Source organism: Achromobacter pulmonis (genome assembly GCF_002885955.2).
Classification (GTDB): Bacteria; Pseudomonadota; Gammaproteobacteria; order Burkholderiales; family Burkholderiaceae_B; genus Achromobacter; species Achromobacter pulmonis_A.
Genome location: NZ_POQS01000002.1, coordinates 78,116 through 104,111 on the forward strand (window position 1 = coordinate 78,116; position 25,996 = coordinate 104,111).

25 protein-coding genes are annotated in these 25,996 nt (G+C 65.3%); 16 read left to right on the forward strand and 9 right to left on the reverse strand.

Annotated elements, in window-relative coordinates; all coding sequences use genetic code 11:
* The first annotated feature begins 2 nt into the window (after positions 1-2).
* From traF to C1I89_RS06370, 3 genes are read left to right on the forward strand one after another with little or no spacing between them, the layout of a single operon-like run.
* Positions 3-875: a conjugal transfer protein TraF gene (gene traF, locus C1I89_RS06360; protein WP_102771959.1), complete on the forward strand. Its 873-nt coding sequence runs from the start codon at positions 3-5 to the stop codon at positions 873-875.
* A gap of 9 nt (positions 876-884) precedes the next feature.
* Positions 885-2,336, forward strand: coding sequence for a conjugal transfer protein TraH (locus C1I89_RS06365; protein ID WP_102771960.1), 1,452 nt, complete (start codon positions 885-887; stop codon positions 2,334-2,336).
* A 19-nt stretch (positions 2,337-2,355) separates the two neighbouring features.
* The gene (locus tag C1I89_RS06370) at positions 2,356-5,124 is read left to right on the forward strand and encodes a conjugal transfer protein TraG N-terminal domain-containing protein (protein ID WP_102771961.1); all 2,769 of its coding nucleotides are present in this window, start codon (positions 2,356-2,358) and stop codon (positions 5,122-5,124) included.
* Positions 5,125-5,130: 6 nt separating this feature from the next.
* Here the strand turns inward: C1I89_RS06370 and C1I89_RS06375 are convergent, their stop codons facing one another.
* The 6 genes from C1I89_RS06375 to guaB all read right to left on the reverse strand — a co-directional run bounded on the left by C1I89_RS06375 (position 5,131) and on the right by guaB (position 12,200).
* Positions 5,131-5,466 carry a hypothetical protein gene (locus C1I89_RS06375; RefSeq protein ID WP_102771962.1) on the reverse strand — a complete coding sequence of 112 codons (336 nt, stop codon included), beginning with the start codon at positions 5,464-5,466 and terminating at the stop codon, positions 5,131-5,133.
* Positions 5,467-5,658: 192 nt separating this feature from the next.
* Positions 5,659-5,937 carry a hypothetical protein gene (locus tag C1I89_RS34020; protein WP_146196876.1) on the reverse strand — a complete coding sequence of 93 codons (279 nt, stop codon included), beginning with the start codon at positions 5,935-5,937 and terminating at the stop codon, positions 5,659-5,661.
* A gap of 191 nt (positions 5,938-6,128) precedes the next feature.
* Positions 6,129-7,400, reverse strand: a complete 1,272-nt coding sequence (locus C1I89_RS06380; protein WP_047350851.1) for an IS256 family transposase — start codon at positions 7,398-7,400, stop codon at positions 6,129-6,131.
* A 93-nt stretch (positions 7,401-7,493) separates the two neighbouring features.
* Positions 7,494-8,810 carry a tyrosine-type recombinase/integrase gene (locus C1I89_RS06385; RefSeq protein ID WP_102772812.1) on the reverse strand — a complete coding sequence of 439 codons (1,317 nt, stop codon included), beginning with the start codon at positions 8,808-8,810 and terminating at the stop codon, positions 7,494-7,496.
* Between the two features lie 220 nt (positions 8,811-9,030).
* Entirely contained in the window at positions 9,031-10,623 is a 1,593-nt protein-coding gene (gene guaA / locus C1I89_RS06390) for a glutamine-hydrolyzing GMP synthase (protein WP_102771963.1), read from the reverse strand.
* Between the two features lie 116 nt (positions 10,624-10,739).
* Complete coding sequence (guaB, locus tag C1I89_RS06395; RefSeq protein ID WP_102771964.1) at positions 10,740-12,200, reverse strand: IMP dehydrogenase; 1,461 nt, start codon at positions 12,198-12,200, stop codon at positions 10,740-10,742.
* A 163-nt stretch (positions 12,201-12,363) separates the two neighbouring features.
* On the opposite strand from guaB, the gene C1I89_RS06400 reads away from it, so the two are divergent.
* Positions 12,364-12,963 carry a DUF2239 family protein gene (locus tag C1I89_RS06400; protein WP_102771965.1) on the forward strand — a complete coding sequence of 200 codons (600 nt, stop codon included), beginning with the start codon at positions 12,364-12,366 and terminating at the stop codon, positions 12,961-12,963.
* A gap of 114 nt (positions 12,964-13,077) precedes the next feature.
* A complete protein-coding gene (locus C1I89_RS06405) occupies positions 13,078-13,458 on the forward strand; it encodes a DCC1-like thiol-disulfide oxidoreductase family protein (RefSeq protein ID WP_102771966.1) in 381 nt (126 codons plus the stop codon).
* A 7-nt stretch (positions 13,459-13,465) separates the two neighbouring features.
* On the opposite strand, the gene C1I89_RS06410 is transcribed toward C1I89_RS06405, so the two are convergent.
* A complete protein-coding gene (locus C1I89_RS06410; RefSeq protein ID WP_102771967.1) occupies positions 13,466-13,717 on the reverse strand; it encodes a hypothetical protein in 252 nt (83 codons plus the stop codon).
* 176 nt (positions 13,718-13,893) lie between these two features.
* Here C1I89_RS06410 and C1I89_RS35130 point away from each other — a divergent pair, with 176 nt between their 5' ends.
* The 3 genes from C1I89_RS35130 to C1I89_RS06425 all read left to right on the forward strand — a co-directional run bounded on the left by C1I89_RS35130 (position 13,894) and on the right by C1I89_RS06425 (position 15,663).
* Positions 13,894-14,436, forward strand: coding sequence for a hypothetical protein (locus C1I89_RS35130; RefSeq protein ID WP_258231359.1), 543 nt, complete (start codon positions 13,894-13,896; stop codon positions 14,434-14,436).
* A 2-nt stretch (positions 14,437-14,438) separates the two neighbouring features.
* Entirely contained in the window at positions 14,439-15,035 is a 597-nt protein-coding gene (locus C1I89_RS06420; RefSeq protein ID WP_102771968.1) for an OmpA family protein, read from the forward strand.
* Between the two features lie 376 nt (positions 15,036-15,411).
* On the forward strand, positions 15,412-15,663 hold the full coding sequence (locus C1I89_RS06425; RefSeq protein ID WP_440130621.1) for a hypothetical protein: 252 nt from the start codon (positions 15,412-15,414) through the stop codon (positions 15,661-15,663).
* A gap of 28 nt (positions 15,664-15,691) precedes the next feature.
* Here C1I89_RS06425 and C1I89_RS06430 read toward each other — a convergent pair whose 3' ends face one another.
* Positions 15,692-16,039, reverse strand: coding sequence for a hypothetical protein (locus tag C1I89_RS06430; protein WP_102771969.1), 348 nt, complete (start codon positions 16,037-16,039; stop codon positions 15,692-15,694).
* Between the two features lie 3 nt (positions 16,040-16,042).
* Positions 16,043-16,492, reverse strand: coding sequence for a Panacea domain-containing protein (locus C1I89_RS06435; RefSeq protein ID WP_146747993.1), 450 nt, complete (start codon positions 16,490-16,492; stop codon positions 16,043-16,045).
* Positions 16,493-16,736: 244 nt separating this feature from the next.
* Here C1I89_RS06435 and C1I89_RS06440 point away from each other — a divergent pair, with 244 nt between their 5' ends.
* Genes C1I89_RS06440 through C1I89_RS06475 form a run of 8 tightly spaced genes read left to right on the forward strand, consistent with a single transcriptional unit; the run spans position 16,737 to position 25,988 of the window.
* Positions 16,737-17,714 carry a LysR family transcriptional regulator gene (locus C1I89_RS06440; protein ID WP_102771971.1) on the forward strand — a complete coding sequence of 326 codons (978 nt, stop codon included), beginning with the start codon at positions 16,737-16,739 and terminating at the stop codon, positions 17,712-17,714.
* Positions 17,711-19,186 (forward strand): flavin-containing monooxygenase, encoded by a 1,476-nt coding sequence (locus tag C1I89_RS06445; RefSeq protein ID WP_102771972.1) that lies wholly within the window; start codon positions 17,711-17,713, stop codon positions 19,184-19,186. The genes C1I89_RS06440 and C1I89_RS06445 overlap by 4 nt, the downstream gene beginning before the upstream one ends.
* On the forward strand, positions 19,183-20,157 hold the full coding sequence (locus C1I89_RS06450) for an ABC transporter permease (protein WP_102771973.1): 975 nt from the start codon (positions 19,183-19,185) through the stop codon (positions 20,155-20,157). Before C1I89_RS06445 ends, C1I89_RS06450 begins: the two co-directional genes overlap by 4 nt.
* Positions 20,154-21,071: an ABC transporter permease gene (locus C1I89_RS06455; RefSeq protein WP_102771974.1), complete on the forward strand. Its 918-nt coding sequence runs from the start codon at positions 20,154-20,156 to the stop codon at positions 21,069-21,071. The genes C1I89_RS06450 and C1I89_RS06455 overlap by 4 nt, the downstream gene beginning before the upstream one ends.
* Entirely contained in the window at positions 21,068-22,078 is a 1,011-nt protein-coding gene (locus C1I89_RS06460; RefSeq protein ID WP_102771975.1) for an ABC transporter ATP-binding protein, read from the forward strand. Before C1I89_RS06455 ends, C1I89_RS06460 begins: the two co-directional genes overlap by 4 nt.
* A complete protein-coding gene (locus C1I89_RS06465) occupies positions 22,075-23,088 on the forward strand; it encodes an ABC transporter ATP-binding protein (protein WP_102771976.1) in 1,014 nt (337 codons plus the stop codon). Before C1I89_RS06460 ends, C1I89_RS06465 begins: the two co-directional genes overlap by 4 nt.
* A gap of 26 nt (positions 23,089-23,114) precedes the next feature.
* Positions 23,115-24,686, forward strand: a complete 1,572-nt coding sequence (locus C1I89_RS06470; protein ID WP_102771977.1) for an ABC transporter substrate-binding protein — start codon at positions 23,115-23,117, stop codon at positions 24,684-24,686.
* A gap of 3 nt (positions 24,687-24,689) precedes the next feature.
* Positions 24,690-25,988: an acyl-CoA thioester hydrolase/BAAT C-terminal domain-containing protein gene (locus tag C1I89_RS06475; RefSeq protein WP_102771978.1), complete on the forward strand. Its 1,299-nt coding sequence runs from the start codon at positions 24,690-24,692 to the stop codon at positions 25,986-25,988.
* Positions 25,989-25,996 lie beyond the last annotated feature (8 nt).

The window sequence follows — 25,996 nt, forward strand, 5'->3', positions numbered from 1 at the left end:
CCATGTGGAGCCGCCGCCTTCCTCCTCTCTGCCGCATCGTGACTGGCCTCCTGGCCTGCCTGGCTTCAGTAGCAGCGCCGGGCCAAGAGTCCGGGGCGGAGCATTCCCTCCCGCCGTCCGCGCCCTACTGGTCGGACAGGTGGCGGGGGTGGCACTTCTACGAAGATCCGGAACCCGAGAACCTGCCGGCGATCCCCAAATCGCAGGTGCAGCAGCGGCAGGTGGCCCCGCCACCCCGACCGCCCGAACTGGTCGAGTTCGAGCGGCTCCAGAAAACCCTGGAGGACTTCCGCAACATCGCAATCATGCGGCCCACCGAGGCCAACGTGCGCCGCTACATGGAGCTCGAATCCCAGGTCGTGAACCGCGCCTCGTATTTCGCCGACGTGGCCCAGCGCGTGGCCTGGTCTACGCCAGAGCTTGATCCGACCCTGCAGGGGCGGCCGGTCAACGCCAAGGCGCTGGAGGTGTTCGAGCAACAGCAGCGCGAGGAACGCTCCGGTTCCGTGGCCGAACTGGGCCGGGACCACGTGCTGTTCTTCTTCTACAGGTCGGACTGCCCCTATTGCCACGCCTTCGCCCCCGTGCTGGCGGCCTTCCAGGCCCGCTACGGCATCCAGGTCGTCGCGGTGAGCGTGGACGGTGGCCCGATGCCGGGCTTTCCGAACGCGCGCCCCGACAACGGCATCGCCACCACGCTCAAGGTCACCCAGGTTCCCGCGGTGTTCCTCGCCCAGCCCTACACGGGAAAGATCACGCCGATCGGTTTCGGCGTGCTCTCCGAATCGCAACTGCTCGAACGCATCGCCATCGTCTCGTCACCACAAACCGAAGCGATGGTTCCCAGCACGACCCAGCATCTTGCATTGCCCTAGGAGGTCGACATGAAACGCGCCCGTCCCGTCGCACTCGCCAGAAAAACCATCGCCATCGCCACCGCGTTGGTCGTGCTCGCCGTGTCCTTCCCAAGCCGCGCCGGCGACCTGAATTCCGAAGTGAACGACATGTTCAATAACCTCGGGGCCATCGGGAACTACACGGCACCCGGCGCCTTCCGCGGCCAGACCTACAACACCTACACGGGCGGTAACCTGATGATGCGCTCGCCGAACAAGGTCTATCAGCTCGCGGCCATCCAGTTCCCGAGCGCGAAGGCCGGCTGCGGCGGGATCGACATCTTCGGCGGCAGCTTCAGCCACATCTCGGCCGAGGAGTTCAAAAACCTCCTCAAGAACATCACGGCGGCGCTGCCCGGGATCGCCTTCCAGCTCGCGCTCGAGGCCGTCTCGCCGCTGCTGGGCGGGTTGACCAAGTGGGCCAAGGGCCTGGAGACCTGGATCAACAACGCCCGCATCAACTCCTGCGAAACGGCCAAGGCCATCGTCAGCACGGCAGCCGAGGCCGTGGGCTACAGCTCCCAGGAGACCTGCGCCGACCTGGCAATCGAAATGGGGATGGAAAGCGACCGGGACGCCGCGCGGCGGCGCTGCTCGAGCGACCGCTCCAGCATTCTGTCTTCCGCGCGTTCCTCGGGCGACGCCAATCTGCGCAACAAGGCTCCCTTCGTCGGCAACCTGACCTGGAAGGCCTTACAGTACACCGGCAGCTATCTCGACGACGCCGAGCGTGAGCTGATCATGAGCATGGTCGGCACCATCATCTATTACCCGGAAGAATCGAACCGCGACCCGGAGCCGGTCGCGCCCACCCTCGCCTCGATCAGCCAGTTGCTCTACGGCCAGGCGGCGGGCAGCGGCGGCAACGTCGTTCAGCACCTGCTGCGCTGCAACGACTACACCAACTGCGACGCGGTGACCTTGAACACCAGCTACGACCACGTCCCGTTCACCTCGCGCGTGGAAACGCTGATGCGCTCCATCGCCGACAAGATCGCCTCCCGCACGCCCATCCCGAACAACTCGGCCGAGGTGGGTTTCGTCAACCAGACCACCGAGCCGGTCTACAAGATGCTCTCGATCGGCACCAGCATCCCCGGCTCGGGCCTGGCCGACAGCCTGATCAGCCAGTACCGCGACGTCATCGCGGCCGACTACGCCTACGTGTTCCTGGAGCGCAACCTGCGCCTGGGCATGGCGGCCCTGGACAAGGACTACACACTGCAGCAGACCCAGCGCGAGCAGGCCAACCAGGTTCGCCAGCGCGCGCAGGCGATGCTGCTTCAGCTATCTCAGGAGAAAAGCCTGCTGTACCAGAAGGTCGGTTCGTTCCGCGCGGCGGCCAGCCACCTGGAGGAACTGGAGCGCCAGTTGCGCTCCAGCATGCCGCAGCATGTGATGGACATGCTCGGCCAGCAGGCCGCCTACCTGTCCCGGTAGGCCCAGGAGAGAGGCCGCCATGTGGGAGATCTACGCCTACCAGAACTCGGACAGCCTGTTCGGCGTCTTCAACGCGGCAGCGGCCATCCATGCCTCTGGAGACTATGCCTCGGCTGTCGCAGCGGTGGCGTTCTGCGGGTTCGTGGCGGCCCTGATCGCCTACGCCTTTGCGCCCGAAAAGTTACAGGGGTGGAAATGGCTCGCCACCGTGGTGCTCGTCTTCAGCGTCCTGATCGTGCCCAAGGTGACGGTGGGCATCGTGGACAAGACTGGCAGTTCGGCCGTCAAGGTCGTGGACAACGTGCCCTTCGGGGTGGCGGTGCTCGGCAGCCTGACCAGCACCATCGGCCACACGCTGACCGGACTGTTCGAGACGGCCTTTCAGGTCATCCCGGGCATCGGCGCGCTGCCGGCCGAGCTGACCTACGAGCAGAACGGCCTGATGTTCGGCAACCGGCTGATCCGCGAGACGGGCAACGTCGTGTTCCAAGATCCGGCCTTCCGAACCGATCTGGTGAATTTCATCCACAACTGCACCACCTACGACCTGGTCGACGGCACGCTGGATCCGGCGACCTTCTCGGCGGCCGACGACGTGTGGGCGCTGATGGCCTCGCCGAACCCCGCCCGCTTCAGCACGATCACGGGCGGCAGTGCCGGCGTCGACACCTGCCCGAATGTCTACCTGAACCTGAACGGCCGGCTGCCGGCGCAGATTCAGCGCATCCAGGGACGGCTGGCCTTCCAGCTCAACCCGACCCTGCCCGCCACGGCTGCTGCCGCGGTCATCGCTGGACAGATCCAGCAGGCCTACACAAAGAACAGCATCGCCAACGCATCGGCTACGGCAGCCGACATCGTCCGGCAGAACGCCATGCTCAACGCTATCGAGGACACCGGCAAGATCGTCGGGCAGAAGGTCAATGACCCTGCGGCCATGGTCCTGGCGGTGGGACGGGCCCAGGCCGTGGCCCAGGTCAACGCCACCTGGCTGAACTATGGCAAGGTGGCCGAGCAGGCGCTGCCTGTGTTCCGCAACGTGATCGAGGCCGTCACCTATGCCATGTTCCCGCTGTTCGTGCTGCTGCTCCTGCTGACCAGCGGGCGGGACACCATGATCGCGTTCAAAGGCTACGCGTCGATCCTCATCTGGATCCAGCTCTGGCCGCCGCTCTACGCCATCCTGAACTACATGGCCTCGATCTACGCCGCCTACGACCTGGCCGCCGCGGCAGACCTTGGAACCGGCGCGAAGGCGCTGGCGCTGCAGACCTCCTCTGTGATCTACTCGCGCGCGATCTCGGGCGAAGCCATCGTGGGCTACCTGGCGATCAGCATCCCCTTCGTGGCCTGGGCGGCGCTCAAGCGCATGGAGAATTTCGGCACGGCCCTGGTGGGTGGCCTGTCGGGGCTGCAGGCCATGCTCTCGGGCTCGACCTCGGCATCCACCGTGGGCAATACGTCCATGGGCAATGTCTCGATGGATCAGATGCAGCTCGCGCCGAATCGCACCTCGGCCTTCATGTCGAGCTGGCAGAACGATCTTTCAGGCAACACGTTCTCGTCGAACGCACTGACGGGCCGGACGGCGGTGAGCCTCCTGCGCAACCAGGGCTTCGCCTCGCGGGTCGTATCCATGCGAGTGTCCGAACAGGATGTGCAGGACGCGAGCCGCCAGGCCGACGCAGCGCGCAGCGAGTCGGTGGCAGCCAGCAATGAGCGGTCGGCGGTGCTGACCGAGGCATTCACCAAGGGCCTCGCGAAGCTGCGCTCATCGCGCAGCAGCAGCGGCTCCACGTCGAGCAGCTTCGAACAGTTCGGTGAGACCATCAACCGGCTGGATCAGATCAGCAAGAACGTAGCAGACACCACCGGCCTAACCCAGGCGCAGGTGGCGCGCATCGCAATGGGCGCCTCTGGCCGCCTTGGGATAAACACGCCTGTCTTTGGTGTTCAGGGGAACGCCGTTGCAGACAAAAACTATTCTTCTGGCCTGTCCATAGCTGAGCAGCAGGTGCTTGCCTCCATGACAAGTGAACAACTGGCCGAGTTCAAACAGTTCGGTGACAGAGCATCACGCGACGTGAGTTTCGTGAATGCCGTTTCCAACGATGCCAGAGAAGCCCAAGACCTCTCCTCAAGGCTGGCTTCGAGCACCACCCGCTCAGAACGAGCCGACGCCAGCCTCTCGGAACGGACGTCCTTCGCCGAACGGGTCTCGACCGCCTACGAGCGCGGAGAAACCATCTCGATCGATATCGCCCAAGACCCGCACAACCTCGAGATGTTCAGGCGCTACGCGGAACAGTACGGCGGCAACAGTGCATCGGCCCGCATCCTCATGGAGGCGGAGCTGGCTCGACAGTCGCTGCGTCCCCACCAGGTGTTCTCGGATGGAACCGCCGTGCCTACAGCGTTCGGCGATCTAGGTGCACAGCACCTGCGTAACACGGGGGATCCTGCGATCGGACCGGATATCAGCAGCCGCCACCGAGCGAACCAAGCTGAAGTGCGCCAGTTCGGCAACATCCTACCCTCCACAGCCCCGACCGCCGGATCTCCATCCAATGTGCGCAGTTCCATACGAGAAGAAGGTGGACGCATTCGGGCAACCACAGGCTCTGACCAGGAGGCTTTCGAGCAAAAAGCACAGATCCGGGAAACTCCCGACGGCACATTGGCCTCCGAGCGTTCGTTGATGAAGCAGACGGGCAAGCAAGTCGTAGAAGACGCTGCTCCACTGATCGACGACGCCAAGAACGCCGTCAAAGACGCGCTCCGAAAATAGCAACACCTAGAGGTTCTTATCGGGATCAAACATATGATTCCCATGCTCCGTCCGCGGCGGCTTCATAAATGGTGGATGCCCTTCATCTCGCCAGTAGTTGGCAGCGAGATCACGACCTGATGACCCTCCGCCGGGGATCGGCTCGATCTCTTCTTCGGTGAGCAACCGCCGACGTGCAGGTTGCCGCTTACCGATCTGCGATAGCCCTCCGCCGATCGCGCCGCCAAACAGGGCACCAACAGCCATCATGACAATCCGCAAGCCCCAGCCATCAGTCCAGGCCGACAGCAGGCCAATGCTGATACCCAGCAGCAGGAAGAACAGGAAGATGGCTTTTCGCATAGAGCCTCCTTGCAGATACCCGGACCAGAGACGCCTTCAGGTCAGGATCACGCCGACATGATCGCACGCGGGTTCCGAAGGAACCAGACAGCCGCGCTCTGGACCACCTGCATTCAGCGTATCACGTTGATTCCCCGCTCCAAGGCGTGCAAACGCTCGACGATGGCCACGGCCTCGTCACGCCCCCGACCTTCAATCTACTTGCGGCGGCGCCAGGCGGCAGGACTTGAGCAGCGATGACAACGCTTGCAACGAAGCCAGAGCGCGCAGCAACTCTGTATCGGTGTTCTCGGGCCAGTTTCCTGCTTCGACCTGCCGCTTGATGGCACCACGGACAACCCCGATGGCATGTCCATACTCGCCGCATTCGTCACCGCGCAGAAATACACCTGGCCAGTCGCCACTGAACTGCAGCGGCCCCGTAAGCGGCCGAAACGCCATAGGGACATGTGTGATCGTTCTACGTGCCATGCTTCACTCCTTTGACAGGCCTTCTGCCATCGGGAAGGCGCCGCCTCCGCCGAAGCGGAAGCATCCCCCTCACGCAGGCTGCATCAAAGCCACCTGACGCTCGTCATCCGCTCCAGGTTCGGGGGAGTGTCAGGATTTCTGTGTGTGAGGCTGTTGAATCCGTCACTCAATCGTGAGGCGGCTTGGTGATCTTACTGGCCCGATCTGGTAAATCGGTCCTCGTAGAGGATCGCAAATTGGTTCATCGCTGATTTCCAGTGGTTGGCCGCCCGCCCCCAGTCCGCGGTGATGTTGCGCAGCGCCAGCCAGATCAGCTTGGTGGCCGCCTCGTCGCTGGGGAAGTGGCCGCGCGTTTTGATGATCTTGCGCAGCCGTGCGTTCACGCTCTCGATGGCGTTGGTGGTGTAGATCACGCGCCGCACCTCGGGCGGGAAGGCGAAGAACGGGATGACCTTGTCCCAGGCCCGGCGCCAGGCGCTGACCACGGTCGGGAACCGCTGCCCCCAGGGGCCGGCCGCAAACGCATCCAACTCGGCCTCGGCCGCCTCGGCGCTCACCGCGGTGTAGATGGGTTTGATGGCTGCGGCCAGCGCCTTGCGGTCTTTCCATGACGCAAAGTCCAGGCCACCCCGGATCAGGTGCACGATGCAGGTCTGCAGCGTCGTCGCCGGGAACACTGCGCCCAGCGCCTCTGGCATGCCCTTGAGGCCGTCGGTGACGGCAATCAGGATGTCCTGCACCCCGCGCGTCTTCAGATCGTTGAAGACCTTCATCCAGAACTTCGCCCCCTCGGTGTTCTCGATCCAGATTCCCAGGATGTCGCGCGAGCCGTCAGGCAGTACGCCCAGCGCCAGGTAGACGGCCTTGGAGCGCACCACCGCATCCTCGCGAATCTTGACCCGCAGCGCATCGAAGAACACCACCGGGTACATCGCCTCCAGCGGCCGTGTCTGCCAGGCCGTGACCTCGCCCATCACCTCATCGGTGACACGGCTGATGAGCTCGGGCGAGACGTCCACCGAGTACATCTCAGCCAGGAAACCCTGGATCTCGCGCACCGTCATGCCGCGTGCGTACATGGCGATGATCTTGTCGTCGAAACCCGTAAAGCGCCGCTCGTGCTTGCCAATGAGCTGCGGCTCGAAGCTGCCTTCGCGATCGCGTGGGACATCGATGCGCAGCGCCCCCACATCGGTCAGTACGGTCTTGGTGCTCTTGCCGTTGCGGTGGTTGGCTGATCCGCCTGTGGGCTTGGCTTGGCCGGGCGCATAGCCTAGGTGATGACTCATCTCGGCGCCCAGCGCCCGCTCAAGAATTGACTTCTTGAACTGATCGAACAGCCCTTGGACTTGGCCCGGCGTCATGGGCCCGGTCACCAACTGGTCAAGCAGCTCGGCCGGGATGTGAAATTGCGGCTGTGCCGCCTGGTCCGCCAAAGCGGTGGGTTTGGTCTTGCGTGGCATTCATGCTCCTTGTCGACATGCTATGCCTCACACACAAAATTTCTGACAAGCTCGGTTTGGTCTTGCGTGGCATTCATGCTCCTTGTCGACATGCTATGCCTCACACACAAAATTTCTGACAAGCTCAGGTTCGGAGGAATAGGCCAGCTTCAACGGCTTGACCGGGCTGGGCCCATTCATGATCCATGAATCGACCATGTCGGCCCAAGCTTGGAGCATTGTTCTACGCTGCTCGGCGTATTCCGCCTTGTTGTAGACCGCTCGCACGCCCCGCTGCTCGTGGGCAAGGCATTTCTCAATCCAGTCGCTATTGAATCCGGCCTCATGCAAGTGGGTGCTGGCCGTCCGACGCAGGTCATGCACGGTAAAGGATTCAAATTCCTCTCCGCGATCGCGAATCAACTGCACAGTGACCTCGAGAACCCGATTCAACGCTGGGTTGCTGATCGGCCGATTCATCTCATAGCGTCCGGGGTGCAAGTACTGGCTGGATCCGAAACAAGTCTTGAAAGCTACCAGAATATCAAGTACCTGCTGACTGAGATAGACGTTATGAGGGCGACCCGCTTTCATGCGCTCCTTCGGAATCGTCCAAACGGCTGTTCCGAAGTCCACCTCCTCCCACGTCGCCTGGATGAATTCCGATTTACGCACCATCGTCAGCAGCATAAATTTGACGGCCAGGCGCAATGTCGATGCAGTCCCTGTTTCTTCAAGCGCATTGAAGAACACGTGAATTTCCTTCGGCGAAAGGGCCCTATCCCGAGCCTTGAACGTGGCAATAGCGCTGGGCTTGATCGCCTCGGCGGGATTTTCGATTTTCATCCCCCGCGCCTTCACGTACTGGTACACCTGCAACACGATGTCCCGCGCATGAACAGCAGGCGCTGCGGCTCCCTTTGCCTTGATCCTCTCGCACCGTGCCATCAGGATGTCCGGCGTGATCTCCTCGAGCTTGAGCCGGCCAAACTCCTTCTCCAGATGCCGGTCATAGACCGACTTCCGCATGGCCTTGGTCGAGTCAGCTAGGTCAGCCTCTTCGAAATACCTTTTTGCCCAGCCACCGAACGTCAAGGCCTCTGCAGCCTTGACCCGCTTCTCGACCTTGCCGCGCGAAGGGCTCTCTCCCTGCTCCACGCTTCGAGCCGCCCGCGTGAGCAGCAACCGAGCCTCGGCCAGGCTCACGGACATGCCGTAGTCCAGCTCATCCAGAGCACGTGGGTTCCGCGCCCCGAGGTTCGAGTCGTATTGACCGATCACCAAGGTCTCGCGGCGTTTCCCCATGCGGTAGTCGAACCGGAAGCTGACGATGCCGGTTCGCGTCACCGCGACGTAGAGGCCTTGTTGGTCCGCGACCTTGTAGATCTTCCCTGTGGCCTTGAGGGCCTTCAATTTCAAGTCAGTGAGCATCTTGTCCTCCGACGAAGCCATCGAATCTGATACCGTCAAGGCATTTGACGGTATCAACCGAGGTCGTCCAAGGGGTTGCTCTCCGGTACCGCCAACAATACCGCCAAATTCCGGGGGCTTTGCTGAGGCGACTTGAGACCGAGTAGGACTTAACTCACTGTCAGGACGGGCTTTTCAGCGAAAAGCGGGACCACATGGGACGACCTGACGTGAAGGTATTTCATTCCCACTCAATCGTCGCAGGCGGCTTGCTCGACACGTCATACACGACACGGTTGATCCCGCGCACTTCATTGATGATCCGCGACGACACCCGGGCCAGCAGCGGATGCGGCAGCGGCGCCCAGTCGGCGGTCATGAAGTCGAACGTCTGCACCGCGCGCAGCGCGACGACGTATTCGTAGGTGCGGCCGTCGCCCATCACGCCCACGGACTTGACCGGCAGGAACACGGCAAACGCCTGCGAGGTCAGTTCGTACCAGGTCAGGCCGCTGGCCTCGTCCTTGGTGTTGCGCAGTTCTTCGATGAAGATGGCGTCGGCGCGGCGCAGCAGTTCGGCGTATTCGTGCTTGACCTCGCCCAGGATGCGCACGCCCAGGCCGGGACCGGGGAACGGGTGGCGGTAGACCATCTGCGGCGGCAGGCCCAGGGCCACGCCGAGTTCGCGGACTTCGTCCTTGAACAGTTCGCGCAGGGGTTCCAGCAGCTGCAGGTTGAGCGTGTCCGGCAGGCCGCCGACGTTGTGGTGCGACTTGATGGAGGTGGCCTTGCCGGTCTTGGCGCCGGCCGATTCGATCACGTCGGGGTAGATGGTGCCCTGGGCCAGCCACTTGGCGCTTTTCTGCTTGCCGGCCTGTTCCTGGAACACTTCGACGAATTCGCGGCCGATGATCTTGCGCTTGGCTTCGGGGTCGGCCACGCCGGCGAGCTTGCCCATGAACTGGGCGGTCGCGTCGATGTGGATGATGTTGACGCCCATGTTCTCGGCGAAGGTCTGCATGACCTGCTTGCCTTCGTCCAGGCGCAGCAGGCCGTGGTCGACGAAGACGCAGGTGAGCTGGTCGCCGATGGCCTTGTGGATCAGCGCGGCCGCGACGGAGGAGTCCACGCCGCCGGACAGGCCGAGGATGACTTCGTCGTCGCCGACCTGTTCGCGGATGCGCGCGACGGCTTCGGCCACGTAGTCGGGCATGTTCCAGTCGCCTTCGCAGCCGCAGATCTCGTTGACGAAGCGGGCCAGCATGGCCTTGCCCTGCACGGTATGCGTGACTTCGGGGTGGAACTGCACGGCGTAGAACTTGCGGTCTTCGTCGGCCATGCCGGCGATCGGGCAGGACGGCGTGGAAGCCATGAGCTTGAAGCCCGGCGGCAGTTCGGTGACCTTGTCGCCGTGGCTCATCCAGACCTTCAACATGCCGTGGCCTTCGGGCGTGGTGAAGTCTTCCAGGCCTTCCAGCAGCTTGGTGTGGCCGTGGGCGCGGACTTCGGCGTAGCCGAATTCGCGGTGGTCGGAGAAGCTGACCACGCCACCCAGCTGCTGGGCCATGGACTGCATGCCGTAGCAGATGCCCAGCACCGGCACGCCCAGTTCGAACACGGCGTGCGGCACGCGCATGGAGCCTTCTTCGTAGGCCGAGGCGTGGCTGCCGGACAGGATGATGCCCTTGAGGCCTTGCGCCATCTGTTCGCGCACGAAGGCGTCGTCGACGTCGCCCGGATGCACTTCGGAATACACGCCGGCCTCGCGCACGCGGCGGGCGATCAGTTGGGTGACTTGCGAACCGTAGTCGAGAATGAGGATGCGCTGGTGCATGGAGACTCTACCGGTAATGAATGGAACCGCAGTAAATAAAACCGCACCGGCAGAACCGCGGGTTCATTGCGGTTCTGCCGGTGCGTGATGCATGACATTGTAGTTGACTGTACGGATCAGTCGGCGCGGTAGTTGGGCGCTTCCTTGGTGATCTGTACGTCGTGCACGTGCGACTCGCGCACGCCGGCGGAGGTGATCTCCACGAATTCGGCCTTGGTGCGCATGTCGTCGATGGTGGCGGCGCCGCAATAGCCCATCGAGGCGCGGATGCCGCCGACCAGCTGGTAAATGATGGCCAGCACGCTGCCCTTGTAGGGAACACGGCCTTCGATGCCTTCGGGAACCAGCTTGTCCGCGTTGTTGGCGGGGTCCTGGAAATACCGGTCGGCCGAGCCGTCGGTCATGGCGCCCAGGCTGCCCATGCCGCGGTACGACTTGTACGAGCGGCCCTGGAACAGCACGACTTCGCCCGGCGACTCTTCGGTGCCGGCGAACATGCCGCCCATCATGCAGGAGAACGCGCCGGCGGCCAGGGCCTTGGCGACGTCGCCCGAGTAGCGGATGCCGCCGTCGGCGATCAGCGGCACGCCCGTGCCTTCCAGCGCCTTGGCGACTTCGGAGATGGCATGGATCTGCGGCACGCCCACGCCGGCGACGATGCGGGTGGTGCAGATCGAGCCGGGGCCGATGCCGACCTTGACGCCGTCGGCGCCGTACTCGACCAGCGCGCGCGCGGCGGCGGCGGTGGCGATGTTGCCGCCGATGACTTCGACCTTGGGATAGTTCTGCTTGACCCAGCGCACGCCTTCGAGCACGCCCTTGGAGTGGCCGTGGGCGGTGTCGACGATCAGGACGTCGACGCCGGCGGCGACCAGCTTCTCAACGCGCTCTTCGGTGCCGGCGCCCACGCCCACCGCCGCGCCCACGCGCAGCTGGCCCTGGGCGTCCTTGCTGGCCATCGGGTGTTCGGTGTTCTTGACGATGTCCTTGACCGTGGCCAGGCCGCGCAGCTCGAAGCCGTCGTTGACGATCAGCACGCGCTCCAGGCGATGCTTGTGCATCAGGGCCTGGGCCTCTTCCAGCGTGGCGCCTTCCTTCATGGTGACCAGGCGTTCCTGCGGCGTCATGATGTTGCGCAGGGGCTGGTCCAGGTTCTCTTCGAAGCGCAGGTCGCGGTTGGTGACGATGCCGACCAGCTTGCGTCCCTCGACCACCGGCAGGCCCGAGATGCCGTGCTGGCGCTGCAACGCAATCGCGTCGCGCACTTTCATCTGGGGGGTGACGGTGACCGGATCGATCACGATGCCGAATTCGTGGCGCTTGACGCGGGCCACTTCACGGGCCTGGGCGTCGGCGGACAGATTCTTGTGGATGATCCCGATTCCGCCCTCTTGCGCCATGGCGATGGCCAGACGCGATTCGGTGACGGTGTCCATGGCGGCGGACACGAGGGGGATATTGAGATTGATGTTGCGGGTCAGGCGCGTGGCCAGGGAGGTGTCGCGCGGCAACACCTCGGAATACGCAGGCACCAGCAACACATCGTCGAAGGTGAGCGCTTTTTGAACGAGACGCATGGGTAACTCCGGGCGCAAAGCAAGATTATACGCCGTCCAGGTGTTTTGCCTAGGTATTCACCCTAGGTCCGCAAAGATTATTTCAGTGTTTTTACCCGGATCAATTGACTTTTCTTTTTACCCGGATCATAATTCGCTCGTTCAATTTTACCCGGGTTAAATAATGACTACTTTGTCTGCACACACCGCTTTCTCGGGCCACCGCCTTCTTGCCGCCGGCGTGCTGGCCGACGTGGCGCTGGCTGTAAAGCACGCGATGGCCGCCGGCGGCGCCGCCATCCTGGTCTACGAGGACCGGTCCGGCCGACAGGTGGACCTGGATCTGAGCGGCGACGACGCCAGCGTCGCCGAACGCCACCGCGCCCCCGCCGAAACCGATTCCGCCAGCCCGGCCGAACCGGCGCCGCGCGGACGCGGCCGGCCCAGGCTGGGCGTGGTGGCGCGCGAAGTCACGCTGCTGCCGCGCCATTGGGACTGGCTGGCCGCGCAGCCCGGCGGCGCGTCCGTGGCCTTGCGCAAGCTGGTGGAACAGGCGCGCCGCGGCAACGAGGCGCAGGAGCGCCGCCGCGCATGCCAGGAGGCCGCGTATCACTTCATGTCCAGCATGGCCGGCAACCTGCCGGGCTTCGAGGAGGCGACCCGCGCGCTTTATGCCGACGACCGCGAACGCTACGCGCGGCTCGTCGCCGACTGGCCGCAAGACGTGCGCGACTACGCCATGAAGCTGGCCTGGCCCGCGGCCGACCAAGCCGCCGCGGGCTGATCGCCCCGGCCGCGCCTGCGGTAGACCGGCCTGGGCCGAGGCGGCGGATATGCGTTTTAATCGGAACTGGCGGGCGCGCTTTTCGCGCCCGCGCCCTTCCCCTTACGGTGCATCATGGCCATCGCGAAGAACTTTCTGCTCTACGACGGAGATTGCCCGTTCTGCTCGAACTACGTGCAGATGCTGCGGCTGCAAAAGGCGGTCGGCCCGGTCGATCTGCTGAACATGCGCGACCATTCCGACCTGGCGGTCGCATACAAGGCGCAGGGATACGACCTGAACCAGGGCATGCTGCTGCACCTGGACGGACAGGACTATTTCGGCGCGGACTGCATCAACCGGCTGGCGCTGCTCAGCACCGGCAACGATTTGTTCAACAGCATCAACGCCGCCGTCTTCCGCAATCCCTGCCTGTCCACCGCCCTGTATCCGTTCATGCGCACCGGCCGCAGCTTGGCGCTGACCCTGCTGGGCAAGAAGAAGATGCAGGTCTGACTGCCTTTCAGGCCGCCCGCGCGGCGTCGTCCGGCGCCAGCGGCGCGGCCTCGCCCCGGCTCCAGCCGCTGGCCGGGTCGCGCTTGTCGCGCCGGTAATTCCATTCGGCGCCGCAGATGGCGCAGGTAAAGGCTTCGTGGCTGACGTCGCGCCGGTGTTCGTCGAGCGAGCGCACGTCACCGAGGCTGATCAGGTTTTCGTGTCCGGGCGCGTCGCGCCGGTTCGCAGCGATAGCCTCGCATTGTTCGCAAGTCGCCATGGCTCATCCCCTTCCTTGTGCTTTACGGGGATGTTACGAAAGCGTAATCGGCCAAAGTTCAGCAATTCTCACCTCGGCCCCGGCCAGATTCCGTAACGTCTTGGAAGAATATCGAACGGCAATAAGTCCCCGAAAGTCGGACTATCGTTGGTCGGGCGCCGGATTACGCCCAAAGCATGAGTTCCCTGCTCCGATACATCGACCCGAATCTTGAACAAGAAAGGATGCTTATCGTGACTTCAATCGGAAAAACCGCCGCTGCCTGCGCGCTGGGCGCCTATATGACACTGGCTCCCATCGGACAGACCGCTTACGCCCAGGCCGACGCCGCCGCGCCGCTCGCGACCGGAATGATCGACTCTGGCGTGGCCGAAGGCCAGGTGATCGAGGCCGTGCGCAGCGGCGACATCCTGTCCATCAAGATGCGGTTCAAGCCTATCGTACCGGGCAAGACCGAGATGATTTATTCGACGATCTCGCAAAACGACTACGAGAACAGCTTCTACGTGGTCGCGGGCAACAAGAAATACCTGCTGCTGAAAGACAGCAACGACAAGCCCCTGACCAATCCCAAGCTGATGCTGCGCACCGCCAAGGACACGCCGATCGCCGGTTCCTGGCATGGGAAATTCCCCGCACCGCCCAAAGAGATCACCGAAGTATCCCTGACGATCCCGGGCGTCGAGACCTTCGACGCCATCAAGATCACCGATCGATAGCCATGACGGGCCACCTGGGCGCGTCATCCCTGCTGGCGGCGGCGCTGCTGACCGCCGCCAGCGGCTCTTTTGCGCAAGAGCCGCCCTACAAGGCCGAGATTCTCGATCTCAAGGCCACTATCCTGGACCTGAAGGGTTTTCCTTCCGACACCGGCGGCGGCGTATCCGACCTGACCGCGCGGATCGATGGGCTGGCCGCCCGCCATTCGGGCATATCGGTTCGGCAGGACCAGAATGCCGTGACCGTGTCGATGCTGGGCGACGTGCTGTTCGACTTCGACAAGGCCGCCATCCGCCCGGCCGCCGAACCGACGCTGCAGGACATCGCCGGCCTCATCGAGTCCGGCCCGGCCGGTGCCGTGGCGATCGAAGGACACACCGACTCCAAGGGATCGGCCGCCTACAACAAGGAATTGTCGCTGCGGCGCGCCCAGGCGGTGGCGAAATGGCTGGCCAGCCACGGCGTGGACCCCTCGCGCTTGAAAACCAAAGGCCTGGGCGACAGCCGGCCGGTGCAGCCGAACAAACTGGCCAACGGCGCGGACAACCCCGAAGGGCGCGCCCAGAACCGGCGCGTGGAGTTCGTGCTGCCGAAGTGATAATCCCTGCCGCGCCGGGGGCATTCCGGCGCGGGTCAATATTCCGCAAGTCCCCGCATTATTAGCTGTCGCGCCCCGGCGAACGGATCGCGCGCATCGGCTAGTCAGGCCGCGCTATTCATTCTTCCTCGCCGTAGCCGAAAGGCCAGCGGCGCTTGTTCGGCTCCGGGGTTGGTTGCTTGGTTTCCATGGCGGACTCCTGATGATTGATGACCGAATGCTACCGCCACGGGCCGAATCGAACTGCAAAGGTTCGCAAAGATCGAGGGCCGCCTTTCGGCAGCCCCATCCGTGTTTCTAACACAGGTGGACCGCGGCCCGCATCGGGGCTAGAACGCATGCGGTTTCGCAGGGCGGCGCGTAGCATGGAACGCACATGCTGCAGGAGGAGACCGTCATGCCGGGTTCCAACTGGATATGTGGCAGCAAGCCACCGCAACGCCAGGGATTCTTCGAAACCGAATTCAATACGGGCGAAACCGAGGTCACGATGTACTCCATATTGGGCTGGATGCCGCCCGCGCACCGCGGCTATGTGGTCCGGTGGCGCTTGCTGGACCCGGCCGTGGAACAGGCCGAGATCGAACGGTATCTGCATTGCCGCCGCCAGGGCCGCAGCCATTCCTGAACGGCGGCCGCGGGCGCGGCAAGGCGGCTTAAGTTTTATCCCGGCTTTTGTCCCGGCAAAACGGAACTAAAAGCTTGTCCAGGAGCTGCACAACCTCGTCTACGCCTGAACGCCTGGCGAATACCGCGAACGCGACCAGTTCTACCAGGCCGAGCACAATCGGCCCCGACCAAGTGTTCATCTGCATGAACAAAAAAGCGTCAATCAGCGCAACGATAAAGACGGAAAGGATAAAGCGCTCTTCCCGCCGAGATTCCTTTTCATATTGGAGTTTCCGCTCCAGGTTCGCGGTGGCGGCAGCGATTTCCTCGGTTGGCAATATGCCGGCCGACTCGGAGGCGCTTTCGGAAAGATGCTGGAATTCTCCGCTGGGCACCGCTCATTCCTTGGGCCCGAAACGTTGAGCATACTCATCCAGCACCGATGAAAATGGAATCTCGACGCCCCAGTGTCCGGTGGTGAAATGCCGGCTCCATGCGCTCTTGCCGTCATGGGTCAGCTTGACGAGCTTGAATGCCGGTTCGTTGCCGAACCTGTCCACGGCCTCGTCGATCAATTCGACCGCCAGCGGGTCCGACGGGCAAAGTATCGACCGAAAGATGTTCCTGATTGGGCGGGCGCCAAAAGCTGACGCACGGTGGTAGACGGACGGTAAAACCGGACCGTAATTCCATGCCTGGAAATTCTCATCGGCGATCATGGGCCGCTTATGGCGGCCGGCGTAGACCATGTGAGCCAGATAAAGGATTTTTTGCAGCTGCAGATTCGTAAGCGTCCAATCGGACGTGTCGCATGCGTGCTTGGCTGCCTGCAAAGCCGTTACGCCCATGATCGCCTCCGCGGAAAACATAACAATAAAGACTGCGAACAACTGTAATTTAATACAGCACCAGAGCAGCGCAATGCACGTCGGCGAGAACTAGGACCAAGGTAAGACACGGTCAACCGAAATAACCCGCAGTTATGAACTCCCCTAGGGATAACCCCATGAGGGAATTTGCTTATGCGCTTTAATTATTTGCACAGCGCATACTTCGCGGGCAAGAATTCGTCCTTGGCATAAATCAAAACCAATGGAACTTCGTCAACTCGAGGCCTTTGCGGCCGTGATGTCCACAGGCAGCGTCACCGCTGCCGGACGGCTGCTGGGACGCTCGCAGCCGGCGATCAGCCGGCTGCTGCAGGAACTGGAGGCCGAGATCGGCTATGCCCTGTTCGCGCGCAGCGGCCCGCGGGTCACGCCGACCGAACAGGGCTTTCTGCTGTACGAAGACGTCGAACGCGCGCTGGCCAGCCTGCAGCAGATCCGCGGCCGCGCCGAAGAGATCGCCCGCGGCGAGGCCCAGCCGCTGCTGATGGCGGCCACCTCGGCGCTGGCGGCCGGGCTGGTGCCCGACGCGCTCAAACGCATCGAGTCCCGGCTCGGCGCGGCCCGCGTGCAGTTGCGCAGCGCCTCGCCGGAACAGGTGGTGCATGCGGTGCTGTCGGGCTCGGCGCAACTGGGCGCGACCAGCCTGCCGCTGGAGCATCGCGGCCTGACGGTGCACTGGATCGGGCAGGCGCCCTGTGTGGCCGCGCTGCCGGAAAACGATCCGGCGGCGCAGCAGGCGGTGGTGCCGGTGTCGGCGCTGGCCGGCCGGCGCCTGATCACGATGGCCAATCCGTTCCGGCTGCGCCGGCGGCTCGACGCCGCGCTGGCCCCCGGCGGCCGCATGCCCGCCACGCTGGAAACCAATTCGTCCGTCAACGCCCTGGCCGCCGTGCGCGCCGGCCTGGGCGTGTCGGTGCTGGAACCGATCACCGCCTACGGCATGCCGATGGAAGGCGTGGCGATCCGTCCCATCGACCTGGACATCCCATTTTTCTTCGGGGTCATCACCCCGCAGTCGCAAACGCCGACGCCGGCCTGCCAGGCCATGGCCGACGCGCTGGCCGACGCCGCGGCGGCCCTGCTGCCCGGCTTCGTGCTGCACGACGCCAGCGCCCATGCGGCGCTGCTGCAGTCGATCTACGGCGACGACGCCCCACTTACGGAATCCCCTGCATCATGAATCTGCCCATAGCCGCTCCGCCGCAAGGCCTGGCCGCGCTGGAAGCGCGCCTGCGCCAGGATCTTGCCTGGCTGGAACTTCCCGCCAAGAACTGGGTGACGCCCCGCCATGTCGACGGCAAGCCCGTGCTGGACGTGGCCATCGTCGGCGGCGGCATGGCCGGCCTGGCGGCGGCGGCGTCGCTCACGCACCTGGGCATCAACGCGCCCATCTTCGACCAGGCGCCCGCCGGCTTCGAAGGCCCCTGGGCCACCACGGCGCGCATGGAGACGCTGCGCTCGCCCAAGCAGCTGACCGGCCCCGCGCTGGGCCTGCCGGCGCTGACGTTCCGCGCCTGGTTCGAATCCCAGTTCGGGTCCGAGGCCTGGGAGGCGCTGGACAAGATTCCGCGCCTGCAGTGGATGGACTACCTGCGCTGGTATCGCCGCGTGCTGGACCTGGATGTGCGGAACGAACACCGCATCCGCGCCGTGCTGCCGCGCGCCGACCGGCTGGTGCAGCTGAAGATCGAGTCGCCCGCCGGCCGCAGCACGGTGCTGGCGCGCCGCGTGGTGCTGGCGACCGGGCGCGACGGCCTGGGCGGCGCCTATGTGCCCGACTTCGCCAGGAAACTGCCGCGCAATCGCTGGGCGCACTCCTCCGACGTCATGGACTACGCCACGCTCGCCGGCAAGCGCGTGGGCGTGGTCGGCGCGGGCGCGTCCGCCATGGATAGCGCGGCCACCGCGCTGGAGGCGGGCGCGGCCAGCGTGGACCTGCTGATCCGCCGCCAGGACATCCCCCGCATCAACAAGGGCAAGGGCGCCGGCAATCCCGGCCTGACCCACGGCCACCTGACGCTGCCGGACGAATGGAAGTGGAAGATCCGCCACTACATCAACGCCGCCCAGGTCCCGCCGCCGCGCGGCAGCACGCTGCGCGTATCGCGCCACCCCAACGCGCGCTTCAACCTGGGCGCAGGCGTCCAGGACCTGGCCATGGTGGACGACGAAATCCGCGTCACCACGCCCAAGGGCGTGTTCGCGCTGGACTTCCTGATCTTCTCCACGGGATTCCGCATCGACTGGACCGCGCGCCCCGAGTTCGCCGCGCTGGCGCCGCACGTGCGCGCCTGGGGCGACCGCTACGTGCCGCCGGCCGGCCAGGAAGACCAGGAGCTGCATGACTCGCCCGACCTGGGCGCGGTCTTCGAACTGCAGGAGAAAACCCCGGGCGCCTGTCCCGGCCTGGACCGGGTGCACTGCTTCTCGTATCCGGCGGCGCTGACCCAGGGCACGATCTCGGGCGACATCCCCGCCATCAGCGAGGGCGCCAAGCGCCTCGCCCAGGGCATCGCGGGCCTGTTCTACCGCGAGGACGTGGCCACGCACTACGCCAATATGGAAGCGTTCTCCGAACCGGAAGTGTTCGGCGATGAATGGGTGCCCGCGCCGGCGCCCGCCCCCATCGCGCAATCGGAGACCGCGCAATGACGGGCTGGTTGCTGCGCCGCGTGGCGCAAGCCGCGGTGGTCGTCTTCCTGATGACGCTGATCGTGTTCGTGGGCCTGCATGCCATCGGCAACCCGGTGGACATTCTGATCGGCCAGGACGTGGACCAGGTCGACCGCGCCCGCATCATCGCCGAGCTGGGCCTGGACAAGCCGCTGTGGGAACAGTACCTGGCGTTCATCAACGGCGCCCTGCACGGCAATCTGGGCAACAGCTTCGTCTACAACATCCCGGCCGTGGAGCTGGTGATCCAGCGCCTGCCCGCCACCTTCGAGCTGGCCATCGCCGCCATGCTGCTGGCGGTGGTCGTGGGCCTGCCGCTGGGCCTGCTGGCCGGGCTGTATCCGGAAAGCCGCTATTCCAAGCTGATCATGGCGGGCAGCATCGTCGGCTTCTCGCTGCCCACCTTCTGGATCGCGCTGATGCTGATCATGACGTTCAGCGTGTCGCTGGGCTGGCTGCCGGCCAGCGGCCGCGGCGAGACGGTGGAGTTCCTGGGCCTGCAATGGTCGTGGCTGACGGCCGACGGCTGGCGCCACCTGATCCTGCCGGCCTTCAACCTGTCGCTGTTCAAGATCTCGCTGGTGATCCGCCTGACCCGCGCCGGCGTGCGCGACGTGCTGCCGCAGGACTTCGTGAAATTCGCGCGCGCCAAGGGCCTGTCGCCGCTGCGCGTGGTGGGCGTGCACGTGCTGCGCAACACCATGATCCCGCTGGTGACGGTGCTGGGCCTGGAACTGGGCTCGACCATCGCGTTCGCCGTGGTCACCGAGAGCATCTTCGCCTGGCCCGGCGCCGGCAAGCTGATCCTGGACAGCCTGAACGCGCTGGACCGCCCCGTGATCGTGGCCTACCTGATCGTGGTGGTGTTCCTGTTCGTCACGCTGAACCTGATCGTCGACATTCTGTACAAAGTGCTGGACCCGCGGGTGCGGCTGGAGGCTGCCGCATGAGCGTTGTATCCACACAAACGCCGGCGCCCGCCCTGCGCCGCGAATCTCCCTGGCGCCGCAACCTGGCCGAGTTCATGTCGTCCAGGACCGCGGTGCTGGGCCTGGCTGTGTCGCTGCTGCTGATCCTGGCCGCCGCGCTGGCGCCCTGGATCGCGCCGCAGAACCCTTACGACCTGCTGCAGATCGACGTGCTCGACGCGCGCCTGCCGCCAGGCACCATGAACGGGCTGGAGACCTTCCACTACTGGCTGGGCACCGACGGCCAGGGCCGCGACCTGCTGTCGGGGATTCTGTACGGCCTGCGCATCAGCCTGATGGTGGGCGTGGGCTCGGCCCTGATCGCCGGCGTGGTCGGCACGCTGCTGGGCCTGCTGGCCGCCTACGCGGGCGGCAAGGTCGACGCGCTCATCATGCGCCTGGTGGACCTGATCCTGTCCTTCCCGTCCATCCTGGTCGCCATGATGATCCTGGCCTACCTGGGCAAGGGCGTGGGCAACGTGGTGCTGACGCTGGTGATCCTGGAATGGGCCTACTACGCCCGCACCGCGCGCGGCCAGGCCCTGGTGGAGCGCCGCCGCGAATACGTGGAAGCCGCCCGCTGCCTGGACATCCCCAACTGGCGGATCATGCTCAAGCACATCCTGCCCAACTGCCTGCCGCCGCTGATCGTCATCGGCACGCTGCAGATCGCGCGCGCCATCACGCTGGAAGCCACGCTCAGCTTCCTGGGCCTGGGCGTGCCCGTGACCGAACCGTCGCTGGGGCTGCTGATCTCCAACGGCTTCCAGACCATGCTGTCCGGCGAATACTGGATCAGCTTCTATCCCGGCATCGCGCTGCTGATCACCATCGTGGCCATCAACCTGGTGGGCGACCGCCTGCGCGACGTGCTGAACCCGAGGAACCACAAATGACCGCCGCCAGCATGATTTCCGGCGCGCCGGCCACGCTGGAGGTGCGCGACCTGCGCACCCACTTTTTCACCCGCGCCGGCGTGCTGCCGGCCGTGGACGGCGTTTCCTTCACTCTGGAACGCGGCAAGATCCTGGGCCTGGTCGGCGAGTCCGGCTCGGGCAAGTCGGTCACGGGCTTTTCCATCATGGGCCTGGTGGACGCGCCGGGCCGCGTCGTCGGCGGCGAAGTGCTGTTCCAGGGCCGCGACCTGACCCGGCTGGCGCCGCGCGAACTGCGCAAGCTGCAAGGCAACCGCATCGCCATGATCTTCCAGGACCCGATGATGACGCTGAACCCCGTGCTGCGGGTCGACGCGCAGATGATCGAGACCGTGCGCGCGCACAACAAAATGAGCGTGGCCCAGGCCCGCGAGCTGTCGCGCGACACCCTGGGCATGATGGGCATCCCCAGCCCCGAAGAGCGGCTGCTGGCCTATCCGCACCAGCTCTCCGGCGGCATGCGCCAGCGCGTGGCCATCGCCATCGCCATGCTGCACCGTCCGGACCTGATCATCGCCGACGAGCCCACCACAGCGCTGGACGTCACCATCCAGGCGCAGATCCTGTCGGAAGTGCAGAAGCTCGCGCAGCAGCACGGCACCAGCCTGATCTGGATCACCCACGACCTGTCGGTGGTGGCCGGACTGGCCGACGAAGTGGCCGTCATGTATGCAGGCCGCATCGTCGAACACGGCACGGTCGACGACGTGCTGGACCGTCCGCAGCATCCCTACACCGTGGGCCTGATCGACAGCCTGCCCAGCAACAACCGGCGCGGCCAGCGGCTGCGCCAGATTCCCGGCATGACCCCCAACCTGCTCAACCTGCCCGCCGGCTGTGCCTTCGCGGCGCGCTGCCCGCGCGCCAGCGCCGCCTGCGGCCAGCAGCCCGGCATCGCCGAGGCCCTGCCCGGCCACCGCGTGCGCTGCTTCCATCCCACCCTGCAGTCCAGCGAGGCGATGGCATGACGGCGTCCGCTCCCACCCCGCTGATCGACCTGAGCCGGGTCAGCAAGCGCTTCGGCGAACGCGCCGTCGGCCCGGCCGGCCGCGCCCTGCAGCGCCTGGGCCTGTCCAAGCCGCCCGCCGTCACCCGCGCCGTCGACAACGTGGACCTCATCGTCAATCCCGGCGAAGTGGTCGGCCTGGTCGGCGAGTCCGGCTGCGGCAAGTCCACGCTGGGCCGCATCGCGGCCGGCCTGCTCACGCCCTCCGGCGGCGAGATCCGCATCAACGGCGTGCGCCCCGCGGACATGAACGCCGCCCAGGCCCATGCCGCGCGCCTGCGGGTGCAGATGATCTTCCAGGACCCCTACGCCAGCCTCAACCCGCGCCTGCGCGTCGACGAGATCGTGGGCGAGGCGGCCCGCATCCACGGACTGGTCGGCAACGGCGACTTCGACGACTACGTCAGCGCCCAGCTGGAACGCGCCGGCCTGGACCCGGCGCTGCGCCACCGCTACCCGCACCAGTTCAGCGGCGGCCAGCGCCAGCGCATCGGCATCGCCCGCGCGCTGGCCGTGCAGCCTTCCATGCTGGTGTGCGACGAAGCCGTGGCCGCGCTGGACGTGTCCATCCAGGCCCAGATCCTGAACCTGTTCATGGACCTGCGCGAAGACCTGGGATTGACCTATCTGTTCATCAGCCACGACCTGGGCGTGGTCGAGCACCTGTCCGACCGCGTCGTCATCATGTACCTGGGCCGCGTGGTGGAGACGGCCACGGTGGAAGAAGTCTTCCGCCGTCCCAACCACCCGTACACCCAGGCCCTGCTGGCCGAAATCCCCAGCCTGAAATCGCGCCGCAAGACCTTTACCGCGATCAAGGGCGAAATCCCCAGCCCGCTGAACCCGCCCGGCGGCTGCCATTTCCATCCGCGCTGTCCGCAAGCGATGCCGCGCTGCAAGACCGAGGTTCCCACGCTCAAGGGTATCGCCATCAACCACCTGAGCGCCTGCCACCTGAACGACATGGCTTGAACACGCCTTCAACAAGGACTCCGAACATGAAACGCCTGATTCTCACCACGCTCGCCGCCGCCGTCCTCGGCGCCTCGGCCGCCGCCGTCGCCGACGACCTGTCCATCGGCTTCGCCGACCCGCTGTCCTCGCTGGACCCGCAGCTGAACAACCACGCCGGCGACCGCTCGGTGGCGCTGCACTTCTGGGATCTGCTGATCGAGAACAAGGAGAACAAGCTGCAGCCCGGCCTGGCCGTGAGCTGGAAGCCGCTGGACGACAAGACCTGGGAATTCAAGCTGCGCGAAGGCGTCAAGTGGCAGGACGGCACGCCCTTCACCGCCGACGACCTGATCTACTCCTACACCCGCGCGCGCGCCGTGCCGGGCAGCGTGGCCACCTACGCAGGCTACCTGCGCACCATCGACTCGATGAGCGCCAAGGACCCGCTGACCCTCATCGTCAAGACCAAGGCGCCCAATCCCGACCTGCCGCTGAACCTGGCCTCGGTGCACGTGGTCAGCAAGCACGTGGGCGAGAAGTCCACCACCGAGGACTACAACTCGGGCAAGGCCATGATCGGCACCGGCCCCTACAAGTTCGTGTCCTACACCCCCGGCGACCGCGTCATCATGGAACGCAACGACGCCTACTGGGGCGGCAAGCAGATCTGGGACAAGGTCAACTACCGCTACATCAACAACGCCGCCGCCCGCACCGCGGCGCTGCTGGCCGGCGACGTGGACGTGATCGACAAGGTCTCGGTGTCCGACCTGGCCAAGCTGCAGAAGGCCTCGAACGTCTCGGTCTATCCGTACGACGGCCTGCGCGTCATGCTGCTGCAGCCCAGCTTCAACCCCGCGCCCAACGCCTACATCACCGACAACAACGGCAAGCCGCTGGACAAGAATCCGCTCCTGGACGTGCGCGTGCGCCAGGCGCTGAACCTGGCCATCAACCGCAAGGCCATCGCCGACCGCATCCTGCAGGGCGCGGCCACCGAGGCCAACCAGTGGATGCCCAAGGGCACCTTCGGCTACAACCCCGACGTCAAGAACATCCCCAACGACGCCGCCCAGGCCAAGAAGCTGCTGGCCGAGGCCGGCTACCCCGAGGGCTTCAAGCTGACCATGCACGTGCCCAACGACCGCTACCCGCAAGGCCCGGAAACGGCCCAGGCCGTGGCGCAGTTCTGGACCCGCATCGGCGTCAAGACCCAGGTGGAAGTAGTGCCGTGGGCCGTGTACTCGGGCCGCGCCAACAAGAACGAATTCGCGGTCAGCATGCTGGCCTGGGGCAACGGCACCGGCGAAGGCAGCTACGCGCTGGTCAACGTCCTGGCCACCGCCGACCCCAAGAAGGGCCTCGGCGCCTCCAACTGGGGCCGCTACAGCAACCCCAAGGTCGACGCCGCCCTGGAGCAGTCCACCTCGGAATTCGACGTGGCCAAGCGCGAAGCCATCCTGCGCGACTCGGTCAAGATCGTGTCCGATGACGTCGGCGTGATTCCGCTCTTCCACTACAAGAACATCTGGGCCGCCAAGAAAGGCCTGAAGGTCACCCCCATGACCAGCGACCGCACGGCCGCCATGATGGTGACCAAGGACGCGGGCAAGTAAGCCATGGCGCTCACCCTTTCCGTCACCCCCGCGGACGCCCTGATCGACGTGCCGCGCTGCATCCGGGTCGAGCAGGCCCGGCCCGGCCAGACCGTGGAAATCACGGCTCTGACCCGCCGCAACGGCGTGCTGTGGCAAAGCCGCGCGGCGTTCGTGGCCGACGCCGACGGCGTCGTCGACCTCTCGCGCCAGGCGCCCGCTTCCGGCGACTACGCCGGCACGGCCCCCATGGGCCTGATCTGGTCGCAATCGCCCGTGGACTCGCCCAGCCGCGAGCAGTTCAACCACCCGGTGACCGAGGCCCTGGTCACCGACGTGGTGGCCCGCGCAGACGGCGCCCAGGCCCAGGCCAGCTTCACCCAGCGCCTGGCCGCCGAAGGCGTCACCCGCCACGAAGTGCGCGAGGAAGGCCTGGTCGGCACGCTATACCTGCCGCCCGGCTGCGCGCCCGGCACGCATCCCGCCGTCATGATCCTGAACGGCTCGGGCGGCGGCATCAACGAACCGCGCGCCGCGCTCTACGCCTCGCGCGGCTACGCCGCCTTCGCGCTGGCCTACTTCAAGGCGCCGGGGCTGTCCGACTACATCTCCAACACGCCGCTGGAATACTTCCAGACCGGGCTGCGCTGGCTGCGCAAGAAGGTGCAGCCCAAGCACGACTTCGTCGCCCTCAGCGGCCAGTCGCGCGGCGGCGAACTGGTGCTGCTGCTGGGCGCCACCTTCCCCGAGGAAGTCTCGGCCGTGGTCGGCTACGTGCCGGGCGCCGTGGTCCACAGCGGCCAGAACGCCTGCGACCCCAAGATCGGCCGCGAAGGCCCCACCTGGCTGCTGGGCGGCAAGCCCGTGCCGCACGTCTGGGAAAACAACCGCACCGCCACCTGGGCCCCGTTCGACGAAGGCCCACCGCCGCACCGCCACGAAAAAGCCATCCTCACCGCGCTGCAGGACCCCGACGCCGTGGCCCGCGCCCGCATCAAGGTCGAGAACATCCAGGGCCCGGTCATCCTCTTGTCCGGCACCGACGACGGCTCCTGGCCGTCCAGCCTGTACTCGAAGATGGTGCGCGACAAACTGGCCGAAGTGAAGCACCCCTACCCGGTCCAGTGGCTGGACTACGAGAACGGCGGGCACTCCATCCTGTTCCCGTACGTGCCCACCACCCAGCACGTCTACGCCCATCCCGTGTCCGGCAAGATCAGCACCAGCGGCGGCACCCCCAGGGATAACGCCCGCGCCGACCAGGAATCGTGGGAAGGCGTGCTCAAGTTCCTCGACGCCGCGGTGCGCGCGCGCGCCGCCTGACAGAATCA